The sequence below is a fragment of the Geodermatophilus sp. SYSU D00697 genome (assembly GCF_054050175.1).
Genome location: NZ_JBJGYV010000016.1, coordinates 75,854 through 88,428, shown reverse-complemented (window position 1 = coordinate 88,428; position 12,575 = coordinate 75,854). Strand labels below are relative to the sequence as shown.

At 78.0% G+C, this 12,575-nt stretch carries 12 protein-coding genes and 1 riboswitch; of the genes, 1 reads left to right on the top strand and 11 read right to left on the bottom strand.

Features of this window, described 5'->3' with window-relative positions:
• Position 1 precedes the first annotated feature (1 nt).
• A complete protein-coding gene (locus ACI79C_RS15310) occupies positions 2-1,651 on the top strand; it encodes a DUF222 domain-containing protein (RefSeq protein ID WP_456946518.1) in 1,650 nt (549 codons plus the stop codon).
• A gap of 124 nt (positions 1,652-1,775) precedes the next feature.
• Here ACI79C_RS15310 and cobA read toward each other — a convergent pair whose 3' ends face one another.
• The 11 genes from cobA to ACI79C_RS15255 form a co-directional block, all read right to left on the bottom strand.
• Complete coding sequence (gene cobA, locus ACI79C_RS15305) at positions 1,776-3,035, bottom strand: uroporphyrinogen-III C-methyltransferase (RefSeq protein WP_456946517.1); 1,260 nt, start codon at positions 3,033-3,035, stop codon at positions 1,776-1,778.
• A 73-nt stretch (positions 3,036-3,108) separates the two neighbouring features.
• The gene (gene cobT, locus ACI79C_RS15300; protein ID WP_456946557.1) at positions 3,109-4,161 is read right to left on the bottom strand and encodes a nicotinate-nucleotide--dimethylbenzimidazole phosphoribosyltransferase; all 1,053 of its coding nucleotides are present in this window, start codon (positions 4,159-4,161) and stop codon (positions 3,109-3,111) included.
• Between the two features lie 44 nt (positions 4,162-4,205).
• Positions 4,206-5,285: an Rv2231c family pyridoxal phosphate-dependent protein CobC gene (gene cobC, locus ACI79C_RS15295; protein WP_456946516.1), complete on the bottom strand. Its 1,080-nt coding sequence runs from the start codon at positions 5,283-5,285 to the stop codon at positions 4,206-4,208.
• Positions 5,278-5,646 (bottom strand): cobalamin biosynthesis protein, encoded by a 369-nt coding sequence (locus ACI79C_RS15290; protein ID WP_456946515.1) that lies wholly within the window; start codon positions 5,644-5,646, stop codon positions 5,278-5,280. Before ACI79C_RS15290 ends, cobC begins: the two co-directional genes overlap by 8 nt.
• The gene (locus ACI79C_RS15285) at positions 5,643-6,482 is read right to left on the bottom strand and encodes an energy-coupling factor ABC transporter ATP-binding protein (RefSeq protein ID WP_456946514.1); all 840 of its coding nucleotides are present in this window, start codon (positions 6,480-6,482) and stop codon (positions 5,643-5,645) included. Before ACI79C_RS15285 ends, ACI79C_RS15290 begins: the two co-directional genes overlap by 4 nt.
• The gene (gene cbiQ / locus ACI79C_RS15280; RefSeq protein ID WP_456946513.1) at positions 6,479-7,213 is read right to left on the bottom strand and encodes a cobalt ECF transporter T component CbiQ; all 735 of its coding nucleotides are present in this window, start codon (positions 7,211-7,213) and stop codon (positions 6,479-6,481) included. Before cbiQ ends, ACI79C_RS15285 begins: the two co-directional genes overlap by 4 nt.
• Positions 7,210-7,563, bottom strand: a complete 354-nt coding sequence (locus ACI79C_RS15275; RefSeq protein ID WP_456946512.1) for an energy-coupling factor ABC transporter substrate-binding protein — start codon at positions 7,561-7,563, stop codon at positions 7,210-7,212. The genes cbiQ and ACI79C_RS15275 overlap by 4 nt, the downstream gene beginning before the upstream one ends.
• The gene (locus tag ACI79C_RS15270; protein WP_456946511.1) at positions 7,560-8,267 is read right to left on the bottom strand and encodes an energy-coupling factor ABC transporter permease; all 708 of its coding nucleotides are present in this window, start codon (positions 8,265-8,267) and stop codon (positions 7,560-7,562) included. The genes ACI79C_RS15275 and ACI79C_RS15270 overlap by 4 nt, the downstream gene beginning before the upstream one ends.
• Positions 8,254-9,639 carry a cobyrinate a,c-diamide synthase gene (locus ACI79C_RS15265; RefSeq protein WP_456946510.1) on the bottom strand — a complete coding sequence of 462 codons (1,386 nt, stop codon included), beginning with the start codon at positions 9,637-9,639 and terminating at the stop codon, positions 8,254-8,256. Before ACI79C_RS15265 ends, ACI79C_RS15270 begins: the two co-directional genes overlap by 14 nt.
• Complete coding sequence (cobO, locus tag ACI79C_RS15260; RefSeq protein WP_456946509.1) at positions 9,636-10,235, bottom strand: cob(I)yrinic acid a,c-diamide adenosyltransferase; 600 nt, start codon at positions 10,233-10,235, stop codon at positions 9,636-9,638. The genes ACI79C_RS15265 and cobO overlap by 4 nt, the downstream gene beginning before the upstream one ends.
• Positions 10,236-10,251: 16 nt before the next feature.
• Positions 10,252-12,309, bottom strand: coding sequence for a putative cobaltochelatase (locus ACI79C_RS15255; RefSeq protein WP_456946508.1), 2,058 nt, complete (start codon positions 12,307-12,309; stop codon positions 10,252-10,254).
• A gap of 57 nt (positions 12,310-12,366) precedes the next feature.
• Positions 12,367-12,493, bottom strand: a riboswitch (cobalamin riboswitch).
• Between the last annotated feature and the right edge of the window lie 82 nt (positions 12,494-12,575).

The following is a 12,575-nucleotide window of genomic DNA, read 5'->3' as shown; positions in this document are numbered from 1 at the left end:
GGTGCAGGAAGCGGAGCTGTCGCTCGAGGAGCTCGCACGGCGCATCACCAGCGGTGCGGTGCGGCTGGCCGCGGCCACCGCGGCGTGGCTGACACTCGTCGCGGAGTTCGACCGCCGCGAGGGGTGGGGCGCGATCGGCATCCGCTCGTGTGCCCACTGGCTGGCCTGGCAGTGCGGCCTGTCGCCCGGTGCGGCCCGCGAGCACGTCCGGGTGGCCCGCGCGCTGACCGCGCTGCCGGCGACCGCAGATGCCTTCGCCGCCGGACGGCTGTCCTACGCCAAGGTCCGGGCGCTCACCCGGGTCGCCGAGCCGGACACGGAGCCGGCGTTGCTGGAACTGGCGCACGAGCTCACCGCCTCGCAGCTGGAGCGGGTGGTCCGCGAGTGGCGCAGGTCCGACGCCGTCGACGCCGGCACCGTCGCCGTCAAGCGCCGCTTCGACCACTGGTGGGACGACGACGGGATGCTGCACGTCCGGATGTGCCTGGACGCCGAGGAGGGCGCGGCCTTCCTGGCGGGTGTCGACTCCCTGGCCGAGCGCACCGCCCGCCGGGAGCGGGCCGCATCCAAGCGGGACGCTGCTGCCGCGCGGACCGACCAGGGCGTCGCCGCGGGCGACGGGGGCCTCGCCGAGGGCGATGGGGGCTTCGCCGAGGGCGATGGGGGCTTCGCCGAGGGCGACGGGGGCCGGGCGGAGGACGACGAGGTGGCGCTGGCCCGGGAGCGGACCACGGAGCGGCGCTGTGCGGCGGTCGCACGACTGGCCGCCGCGGCCGCCGACGCCGACCGGCGGCCGGGCGATCCCCCGCGCCGCGAGGTGGTGGTCCACGCCGACGCCGCAGTCATCGCCGCCGACGCCGCGGCCGGCCGCGCCCATCTCGAGGGCGGTCCGGCGCTCCACCCCGCTCACGTCCGGCGGATGCTGTGCGAGGCGACCGTCGTGACGATGCTGGAGCGCGGCCGCGAGCCGCTGGCCGTCGGCCGCACGAAGCGCTTCGCCACCCGTGCCCAGCGCCGGGCCCTGCACCGCCGCGACGGTGGCTGCGCCCGCCCCGGCTGCGCCGAGACCCGCATCGAGCGGCTGCACGCGCACCACATGCGGCACTGGCTGTTCGGTGGGGCGACCGACGTCGCCAACATGGTGCTGCTCTGCGACACCGACCACGGCCTGGCCCACGACCTGGACCTGGTCATGACCCGCCGCGACGGAGAGCTCGTCGTCACGTCGCCTGACGGCCGCCGCGTCTGGGGCCCGGCCGACGCCGCCTTCCGCGGGGGACTGCCGGCTCCGGGTGCCCCCACCACGGCCGTCGCGGACGACTGCTCCGCCGGGGTCTCTCCGATCGACTCCGTGGCGGACCGCCGACCCGCCACCGCAGCGCGACCGGAGGCGCAGGACCGGCTCACCGGTCTGGAACGGCTCGCGGGTCAGGACCGGCTCGCGGGTCAGGACCGGCCGGCGGGCGTCGGTGCGGTAGCCGACATCACGCGACTGCTCTTCCCCGACCGGGCACCCGACCTGCCCGACGCCCTGCCGGTCAACGGTGAGCCGATGGACCTCGCCTACGTGGTCGGCGTCCTGCTGGGCAACCGTGACCTCGAACGACGGCTCGCCGCCGAGAACGCCGGACGGCTCGCCGCCGTGGCCTGACGGAGGACCCCGTCCTCCGCAGGCCCGGGGCGAGCTCCCGCCGGGGTCGGAGGACGTCTCCGCGGGAACGCCCGCGGGCTCCCCGGGAGAACGCCAGCGGGCCGTCAGCGAGGGGCGCCGGCCGTCAGCGGGGGGCGCCGAGTTCCGCGGCGAGCCGCACCACCTCGCCGACGACCCAGACGGCGGGCGGCCGGATGCCCTCCTCGGCCAGCGTCCTGCCCAGGCCGGCGAGGGTGGTGCGCACCGTGCGCTGGGTGGGCGTCGAGCCGTCGGCGACGACGGCGACCGGGGTCTCCGGGTCGCGGCCGTGCTCGACGAGGGCCGCGGCGATCGCCGGGGCGGTGTCCACGCCCATGAGGACGACGAGGGTGCCGCGCAGCCGCCCGAGCGCGGCCCAGTCCACCAGCGACTGCGGGTGCCCGGGCGGCACGTGCCCGGAGACGACGGCGAACTCGTGGGTGAGTCCACGGTGGGTGACCGGGATGCCGGCCAGCCCGGGGACGCCGATCGCGCTGGTCACCCCGGGGACCACCTCGACCGGGACGCCGGCCGCCGCGCAGGCCGCCAACTCCTCCATCCCGCGGCCGAAGACGAACGGGTCGCCGCCCTTGAGCCGCACCACCCGCTTCCCGGTCCTGGCGTGCTCGACCAGCAGCGCGTTGATCTGCTCCTGGGCCATGTACCGGCCGCGAGGCAGTTTCGAGGCGTCGATGACCTCGACGTCGGGCGGCAGGGAAGCGAGCAGTGACTGCGGCGCGAGGTGGTCGGCCACGACGACGTCGGCCTGCGACACCGCCTGCTGGCCGCGCACGGTGATCAACCCCGGGTCGCCGGGGCCGCCGCCGACGAGGACGACGGTCCCCGGCCGGCCCTCGGGCATGGCGCGGGCCGCCCGGTCGCGGATGCTGCCGTCGGTCAGCCCGGCGACGACCGCGTCCCGGACGGCGACGGCCCGCTGGGGGTCCCCGCCGCCGTGGACGCCCACGACGAGGTCCCCCTGCCGGCCGACGGCGGGGGTCCAGACGCTGGACGCGGACCGGTCGTCGGCGCGGGCGCAGAAGACCCGGGCCCGCTCGGCCTCCTCGGCGACCGTGGCGTTGACCGCGGGGTCGTCGGTGGCGGCGACCGCGTACCAGGCGCCGTCGAGGTCGCCGGGCCGGTAGGAACGGCGCACCCAGGTGACCGCCCCCGGACCCACCAGCGCCTCCAGGGCCGGGGTGACCTCCGGGCTGACCACGGTCACCCGTGCCCGGGCCTCCAGCAGGCCGGCCACGCGGCGGTGGGCGACCTGGCCGCCGCCCACGACCACGACCCGGCGGTCGAGCAGCCGCAGGCCCACGGGGTAGACCACCCCGGAGGCCGGGTCGACGGGGGTGGCGTTCACGGTCGCTCCTCGCCGGCGCCCGTCGCGGGCGGGAACGGCGTCGCCGCGGTCGTGCGGGAGCTCGCGAACTGGCTCACCGGGCCTTCTCCGTCACGCCGGCGGAGTCGAACGTGGCCACGTCGCGCAACGCCCGCGCGGCGCTGGCCACCAGCGGCAGCGCCAGCAGGGCGCCGGTGCCCTCGCCGAGGCGCAGGTCGAGCCCGAGCAGCGGCCGCAGACGCAACGCGCGCAGGGCGATCGCGTGCCCGGGCTCGGCCGACGCGTGCCCGGCCAGCGCGTGCTCCAGCGCGGTCGGGCACAGCGCGGCGGCCACCAGCGCGGCGGAGCCCGCGATCACGCCGTCCAGCAGCACCGGCACGCGGGCGGCCGCGGCGCCGAGGACGAACCCGGCCAGCGCGGCGTGCTCCAGGCCACCCACCTCGGCGAGGACGGCCAGCGCCGCCTCGGGCGTCGTCGGCCGGACCGGCACGCGGCCGACCGCGCGGGAGACGACCGCGACCTTGCGGGCCAGCGTCGGGTCGTCGACGCCGGTGCCCCGGCCGGTCGCCTCCGCGGGGGTCGCGCCGGTGAACGCACAGACCAGCGCGGCCGACGCGGTCGTGTTGGTGATGCCCATGTCGCCGGTGACCAGGCAGCCGTGGTCGGCGGCGAGGTCGGTGGCGACCTCGATCCCGACCTCGACGGCCCGCCGGGCCTCGTCGGAGGTCATGGCCGGGCCGACGGCGAGGTCGGCGGTGCCGGGCCGCACCTTGCGGGGGAGCAGCGCCGGGCTGGGCTCGACCGCGTAGCCGGTGGCGACCCCGACGTCCACGACCACCACGTCCGCGCCGAGCTGGGCGGCGAACGCGTTCACCACCGCACCCCCGTGGGCGAGGTTGACCACCATCTGCGCGGTGACCTCCTGCGGCCAGGGCGTCACCCCCTGGGCGTGCACGCCGTGGTCGCCGGCGAAGACCGCGACCGCAGCCGGGGTGGGCAGCGGCGCCGGGCACGCGCCGGTGGTGCCGGCCAGCTGCGCCGCGACGTCCTCGAGCACGCCCAGGGAGCCCGGCGGCTTGGTCATCCGGTCCAGCCGGTCGCGGGCGGCGCGCTCGGCCGCGGCGTCGCGCGGCGCGATCGCGGCGATCGTGTCGCCCAGCAGGGTGCCCGCGAACGGGGCCGGGTCGGTGCTCAGGGGATCTCCTCGGGCAGGCGGGGCGCGGCCCGCGGCGTCGGTGGCGCGGGAGGGATCGCCTCCAGGATCGCAGCCAGCTCGGCGGCGAACGCACGCGAGGTGGCCGGAGCGCGGACGGCGACGCGCAGGTGGTCGCCGTCCAGGCCGGGGAAGGTGTCGCCCCGGCGCACCGCCCAGCCCCGCGCGCGCAGCTCCGTCCGGACGCGCTCGCCGTCGGGGACCCGCAGCAGCACGAAAGACGACCGGGGCCGCCCGAGCACCTCCACCCCCGGCGGCAGGGCGTGCAGCAGCACCTCGCGGTGGTCGATGAGGTGGTGGGCCGCCGCGACGGCCTCGGCGCGCGCCTCCGGGCCGGTGCACGCGACGAGCGCGGCCAGGGCCGGGGTGCCCAGCGGCCAGGGCGGCTGGGCGGCGGCGAGGGTCGCCACCAGGTCGGCCGGGCCCAGGCAGTAGCCCACCCGGAGCCCGGCCAGGCCCCAGGTCTTGGTCAGGCTGCGGACCACGAGCAGCCCCGGCAGGTCGCGGCGGCCGGCCAGCGACTCGGGCTCGCCGGGCACGGTGTCGGCGAACGCCTCGTCGACCACGAGCACCCGACCGGGCCGGGCCAGCGCGGCGACGTCCTCCGCGGCGTGCAGCACCGACGTCGGGTTGGTCGGGTTGCCGAGCACGACCAGGTCGGCCTCGTCGGGCACGGCAGCCGGGTCCAGCCGGTACCCCGGCGCCGCCAGCAGGTGCCGCTGGACCGGGTGCCCCGCGGCGCGCAGCGCGGCCTCCGGCGCGGTGAACGACGGGTGGACGACGACCGCCCGGCGTGGCCGCAGCGCGCGGGCGACCAGCGTGAACGCCTCGGCCGCACCCGCGGTGAGCAGCACCTCCCCGGTCGGGCGGCCGTGGGCCGCGGCGACCGCGGCGCGGGCGGGGCCGGCGTCGGGATAGGCGGCGCTGGCGTCGAGCGCCTCGTGCAGCACCGCCCGCAGCCACGCCGGCGGGGTGCCGGGGCGCACGTTGACGGCGAGGTCGACCAGGCCCGGGGCGAGCTCGGCGTCGCCGTGGTGGTCGAGGTCGGGCTCAGGCATCGGCCACCGCCACCGTGACCGGGCCGACCACCGTGCGCCCGACCAGCAGCGTGCCGCCGCCGAGCAGCGCCGCGGCCTCGGCGACCGACGGCGTCCCGACCGCGGCGGCCACCCGCGCCGACGGCGAGGGCACCGGGACGGCGGCCAGCGCGACGGCGGGGTGCGCCGTCAGCTCCCAGCCGCGCCGGGCCGCGGCCTCCACCAGGCCCGGCTCGCCGGCGCGGGCGTCGAGCGTGGCCAGCCGGACGACGTCCGCACCGGGGGGCAGGACGGCGTCCACCGCGGCCAGGACGGCGTCCACCGCGGCGAGGACCTCCGCGGCGGTGACCCCGGGGCGCGCGCCGACGCCGACCACGATCACGGTGCGGCCCCCTGGGGCAGGGCGGCCAGCAGCTCGTCCGCGTCGCGGGGGAGGGCGCCGTCGGGGAGCAGGCCCAGCGCGCGCAGCCGGGCGCCGACCGTCAGCGCCCAGGGCCGGTCGAGCCGGGCACGGGCGAGCAGGGTGTCGTCGGCGAGCACCTCGGCGGGCGGACCCTGCACCACCGTGCGGTCGACGACCACGGCCACCTCGTCGGCCCAGCGCAGCGCCAGGTCGACGTCGTGGGTGCTCATCACCACCGTCGAGCCGTTCTGCCGCAGCCGCTCGAGCGCGGCCAGCGCCTCGACGACCGCCGACGGGTCCAGCCCGGCGGTGGGCTCGTCGAGCAGCAGCACGCAGGGCCGCATGGCGACCGCGCCGGCGATCGCCACCCGCTTGCGCTCCCCGTAGGAGAGCTGGTGGGTGGGCCGGCCGGCCAGCTGCGTCACGCCGAGCAGGTCCAGCGCCTCGGTCACCCGCGCGCGGACGGCGTCCTCCGCCAGCCCGAGGTTGAGCGGGCCGAACGAGACGTCCTGGGCCACCGAGGCGCTGAACAGCTGGTCGTCGGGGTCCTGCAGGACGAGCTGGACCTCCTGCCGGTGCGCCCGCAGGCCGCGGCGGCTGTGCTGGAGCCGGTCCCCGTCGACGGCGACCGTGCCGGCCACCGGCACCAGCGCGCCCGACAGGCACCGCAGCAGCGTGGTCTTGCCCGAGCCGTTGGCGCCGAGCACCGCGAGCCGCCGTCCGGCCGGCACGGTCAGCGAGGCACCGTCGAGGACGCGGCGGCCCCGCTCGTACCCGGCGACCAGGCCCGTGGCGGTCAGCGTGCGATGGCTCATGCGAGCAGCCCGACCGAGACCAGGGCCGCGAGCCCGGCGGCCGTCCCCGCGAGGAACGCCCGGGACGACGGGAGCGCCTCCGGGAGCACCCGCAGACCGGTCTCCATGCCCCGGCCGGCCAGGCCCTCCTGCATGCGGCGGGCGCGGTCCCAGGAGCGGGTCAGCACGGCGGCGGCCAGCGCCCCGGACGACCGGGAGGACCGCCGCCACGTCGAGTAGCCCATCCGTGCCGTCTGGGCCTCCCGGACCGCGCGCAGGCTCCCCAGCAGCACGAACAGCATCCGGTAGGTCACCGCGGCGACCTCGACCACCGCCGCGGGCACCCGCAGCCTCCGCAGTGCCGGCAGCAGGTCCGACACCGGGGTGGTGGTGGCCAGCAGCAGCACGGCCGCGCTCCCGGCCAGTGCGTGACCGGCGAGGGCACCGGCGCGCGCGGCGGCGTCGGGTGCCCAACCCAGGCCGTCGTCGCCGACCGAGACCACGGCGGTGAGGGTCCCGACGGCGGTGAAGGCCAGCGGCCAGCGCACCACCCGGCCGAAGAGGCGGGCCGGCACCCGGGCGGGGCCGAGGGCGAGGACGACCGCGGTTCCCCCGACCAGGAGGCTGCCCGGCCAGGCCGGCAGCACCAGCGCGCAGACCACCAGGCCCAGGGACAGCAGCAGCTTGTCGCCGGGGGCCCGGCGGCGCCAGGCGCTGGCCCAGGCGGCGTCGTCGATCGCCAGGGAGCTCACTGCCCGGGGGTCCCCGCGGGAGCCGGTCCGGCCCCGGTCGCCGGCTCCGACTCCGCCGCCGCGCGGGCCTCGCGGAGGGCGCGCCGGCCGTGCAGCCGGCCGAGCACGTACCCGAGCACCCCCGCGCCGGCCGCGGCCTGCAGGGCGAACAGCCCGGACTCGAGCTCGGCGGACCCGGGGGAGAAGACCGACTCGAACCACGGGGTGTAGCCCGACTCCTCGATCAGCTCGGTGGCCCGGCCGTCGGTGCCGCCGAACTCGGAGCTGCCGACGTGCAGGACCATCGGGACGACGACCAGTGCGACCACGCCCAGCACGAGCAGGGCGGTGACCACGTGCCGCCGGTTCACCGCTGCCCCTCCTCGGCCGCCGGGGCGGCCGACGGCTCGGCCGAGCGGCGGAGGATGCCCAGCCGCTCCAGCTCCGGCCGGGCGTTGACGGTGAGCACCCGGAACAGCAGGACGCCGAGCAGTCCCTCGGCCAGCGCGAGCGGGACCTGGGTGACGGCGAAGACGCCGAGGAACTTGGCCGCGGCGCCCTCGAGGCCGCTCTCCGCGTCGGGGAACGCCAGCGCCAGCTGCAGCGACGTCGTGACGTAGGTGGCGAGGTCGGCCACCGCCACGCCGGCGAACACCGCGCCGAGCAGGCTGCCGCTCACCCGGCGGGTGAGCAGGTACGTGCCGAAGCCCGCCCAGGGGCCGACGACCGCCATGGAGAACGCGTTGGCACCCAGCGTGGTGAGCCCACCGTGCGCCAGCAGCAGGGCCTGGAACAGCAGGACGACGGTGCCGAGCAGGGCCATCACGGGTGGTCGGAAGAGGATCGCGCCCAGCCCCGTGCCGGTCGGGTGGCTCGAGCTCCCGGTCACCGACGGCAGCTTGATCGCGCTGAGCACGAAGGTGAAGGCCCCCGCGGCGCCGAGCAGCAGCGTCGACTCCGGGTTCTCGCGGACCTCCCTGACCACGGCCCGCGCGCCGTGCACCACGAACGGGGCCGCGGCGACCGTCCAGCCGATCGCGTGGGCCGGGGGCAGGAAGCCCTCAGCGATGTGCATGCGGTGCCCCTTCCGGGAGCCGCGCTGCGGCGGCGACGAGGCGGGAGGCCATCCCCGGGCAACCGGCCCAGTGCAGGTGCAGGTACGAGGCGTGCACGCTCCCGGCGACGAACCCCTCCGGCCCGGATCCCGGCCACCGCCAGGCCGGGTCCGCCCCCGCGCCCGGCGTGACGACCGTGCGGTGGAACTCGTGCCCGCGCACCCGCGTCCCGGCCGCGGCGAGCACCGAGTCGGTGAGCGCGACGGCCTCGCGGTAGCCGAGGGTGAGCCCCGGCGACATGGCCGCGTCGGCGGGCAGCACGCCGCACATCGGGGCGCCGTCCAGGCTGCGGGCCAGGTACAGCAGCCCCGCGCACTCGGCGGCGACCGGGGCGCCCCGCTGCGCCAGCCCGGCGACCTCGGCCCGCAGCGCGGCGTTGGCCGACAGCTCCGCGGCGTGCACCTCGGGGAAACCCCCGCCGACCACCAGCCCCGCGGTGCCCTCGGGCAGGTGCTCGTCGCGCAGCGGGTCGACGGTCACCACCTCGGCGCCCGCGGCCTCCAGCAGCTCGGCGTTCTCCGCGTAGCCGAAGGTGAACGCCGCACCCCCGGCGACGGCGATCCGCGGCCGGCCCTCGACCCGGTCCACCTCGGCAGCGGGGTCCCACGGGACGGCGTCCAGGGCCGGGGCCGAGCGGGCCAGCCGCAGGACGGCGTCCAGGTCGAGCGCGCCCGCCACCACCTCGCCGAGCCGCCGCACCGTCGCCAGCGCCTCGGTGGACCGCTCGGCGGCGGGCACCAGCCCCAGGTGCCGGGAGGGGGTGCCCAGTTCGTCGAGCCGCCGGATCGCCCCCAGCACGGGCACCCCGGACCCGCCGAGGGCGTCGCGCAGGATCTCCTCGTGGCGGTCGCTGCCCACCCGGTTGAGCACGACGCCGCCCATCCGCACGGTCGGGTCGAACGTGGCGAAGCCGTGCACGAGCGCCGCGACGCTCTGCGCCTGCGCCGAGGCGTCGACGACGAGCACGACCGGCGCGCGCAGCAACCGCGCGACGTGCGCGGTCGAGGCGAACCCCGGCTCGACGGCGGGGGAGGTGGCGCCGTCGAACAGGCCCATGACGCCCTCGACGACCGCGACGTCGGCGCCGCGCGCCCCGTGCAGGAACAGCGGGACCACCCGCTGCTCGCCCGCGAGCACCGGGTCGAGGTTGCGCCCGGGCCGGCCCGCGGCCAGGCCGGTGTAACCGGGGTCGATGTAGTCGGGCCCGACCTTGTGCGGGGAGACGGCCAGCCCGTGGGCGGTGAGCGCGGCGACCAGTCCGGTCGCGACCGACGTCTTGCCCGCGTTGCTCGACGGGGCGGCGACCACCACGCGTGGGACGGCGGTGGTCACCACTCGATCCCCCGCTGGCCCTTCTGGCCGGCGTCCATCGGGTGCTTGACCTTGGTCATCTCCACGACCAGGTCGGCGGCCTCGACCAGGGCCGGCGGGGCATCGCGGCCGGTGACGACGACGTGCTGGCTGCCGGGGCGGTCCACCAGCGTCCGCACCACGTCGTCGACGTCCACCCAGCCCCACTTCAGGGGGTAGGTGAACTCGTCGAGCACGTAGAACCGGTGCGCCTCCGCGGCGAGGTCGCGCTTGATCTGCGCCCAGCCCTCGGCGGCGTCGGCGGCGTGGTCGACCTCGGTGCCCTGGCGGCGCGACCAGCTCCAACCCGAGCCCATCTTGTGCCAGACCACCGGCCCGCCCTCGCCGGTCTGCTCGTGCAGCCGGCCCAGTGCGGTGAGCGCGTTCTCCTCGCCCACCTTCCACTTGGCGCTCTTGACGAACTGGTAGACCGCGATCGGCCAGCCCTGGTTCCACGCCCGCATCGCCATGCCGAACGCGGCGGTCGACTTGCCCTTCATCTCGCCGGTGTGCACGGCGAGGATCGGCCGGTTGCGCCGGGCCCTCGTGGTCAGCCCGTCGTCCGGGGTGATCGCCACCTGCCCCCGGGGCACCTCAGGCCGCCTCGCGGGCGGAGCGCACGGTCGCGGCCAGCGACTCGGCGGCCAGCTCCTCCAGCCGCAGCGTCCGTGCCCCGAGGGCGGCGCCGAGCGCGCCGGCCAGGCCGAGGCGCACCGGCCCGGACTCGCAGTCGACGACGACGCCCGCGATCCCGGCGGCGGCGAGCAGGCCCGCGGCGGCGTGCGCGTCGGCCACCGCGGTGTTGCCGCGCGCTCCCGTCGCCCGCCCGTCGGTGACGACGACCAGCAGCGGACGACGCTGCGGATCACGGACCCGCTCCACCCGCAGCGTCTCGTGCGCGCGCAGCAGGCCCGCCGCCAGCGGGGTGCGCCCGCCGGTCGGCAGCTCGCGCAGCCGGGCCGCGGCGGCCTCGACCGACCACGTCGGCGGCAGCGCCAGGTCCGCGCCGGTGCCCCGGAGGGTGACCAGGCCGACCTTGTCCCGCCGCTGGTAGGCGTCGAGCAGCAGGGAGAGGACGGCGCCCTTCACCGCGCCCATCCGCGAGCGCGACCCCATCGAGCCGCTGGCGTCGACGACGAAGAGGACCAGGTTGCCCTCGCGGCCCTCGAGCGTGGCCTGGCGCAGGTCCTCACCGGCGATCCGCAGGCCCGGCCCGGTGCGGCCGCGGGCGGCCTGGTGCGGCGCGGCGGCGAGCACGGTGTCGGTCAGGTGCAGCCGCGTGACCGGGCCGCGCGGGCGGGTCGAGCCGACCACCCGGCCCCGCTCGGCGCGCGCCCGGGAGCGCCGCCCGGCGACCCCCGTGCCGACGCCGGGGACCTCCAGCCGGCGGGCGCGGAACGCCTCGTCGGGGGCCACCGCGGCCCGCTCCGGTGCCGGCCCGGGACCGCCACCCTCCTGCGGTGTCGGGAGCTCTGCTGTCGTGTCGGGGCCTGATCCGCCCGCATCGCCTCCGACACCGGGGGGTCGGGAGCCGGTGTCGGGGCCCGGCCCGCCGCCGCCCGGCCCGCCGCCGCCCGGCCCGCCGCCGCCCGGCCCGCCGCCGCCCGGCCCGTCGTCCTGCGGCCCGTCGTCCTCGGGCTCGTCGGGGCGGGAGTCCTCGAGGGCCCGGTCCAGCGTCTGCTCGTCCAGGCCGGGGGCGTCGAAGGGGTTGCGCCGGCGGCGGTGGGGCAGCGCCAGCCGGGCGGCCACCCGCACGTCCTCCTCGGTCACCTCGTCCCGACCGCACCAGGCGGCGTGCGCGATCGCGGCGTGGGCGGTGACCAGGTCGGCGCGCAACCCGTCCACGTCGAAGGCGGCGCAGACCGCGGTCACCTGGCGCAGCGCGTCGTCGGAGAGGACGACGTGCGGCAGCCGGGCCCGGGCGGCCCCGATCCGCGCGGCCAGGGCGCCCTCCTCGGCCGACCACGTGGCGGCGAACCCGGCCGGGTCGGCGTCGAAGGCGAACCGCCGGCGCACCACCTCGGCGCGGACCGCCGGGTCCCGCGGCGCGGCGACCTCCACGGTCAGCCCGAACCGGTCGAGCAGTTGCGGGCGCAGCTCGCCCTCCTCGGGGTTCATCGTCCCGACCAGCAGGAACCGCGCCGCGTGCCGGACCGACACGCCCTCGCGCTCGACGTAGGCGGTGCCCAGCGCGGCGGCGTCCAGCAGCAGGTCGACCAGGTGGTCGTGCAGCAGGTTGACCTCGTCGACGTAGAGCAGGCCGCGGTGGGCGGCGGCGAGCAGGCCCGGCTCGAAGGCCTTCACGCCCTCGGTGAGCGCCCGCTCCAGGTCCAGCGAGCCCACGACCCGGTCCTCCGACGCCCCGACGGGCAGCTCGACCAGGCGCGCCGGCCGCGTCTGCCCGGGCGCGTCTGCGTCGTGCGGGCCGTCGGGGCAGGCCGGGTCCGGGGCGGCGGGGTCGCAGGCGAACCGGCAACCGGCCACGACGTCCACCGGCGGGAGGACGGCGGCCAGCGCGCGCACCGTCGTCGACTTCGCCGTCCCCTTCTCGCCCCGGACCAGCACCCCCCCGACCGCGGGGGAGACGGCGTTGAGCAGCAGTGCGAGACGCATGTCGTCCATGCCGACGACGGCGCCGAAGGGATAGGTCACCCGGGCGTCCTTCCTCCCCGGGTGTCCACGCCCGGAGGGAGCAGGGACGACGGCGGGAGTCTCCTGGCTGCCGGATCGTCGTCCGCCCCCGACCTTCCCGTCCCCGGGGGGACAGTGGCCGAGCGTGGGGGCGTACTCCCCGGTCACAGTGGCGGGACCGCGCCGGAATCTCACCGGGCTTCCTCCACTGCCGTCGCTGTGGCCCGGTCATGCAACCACGGCACGGCGCCGCGCCGACAGCCCCCCTTCACTTGACGGATCGGAAA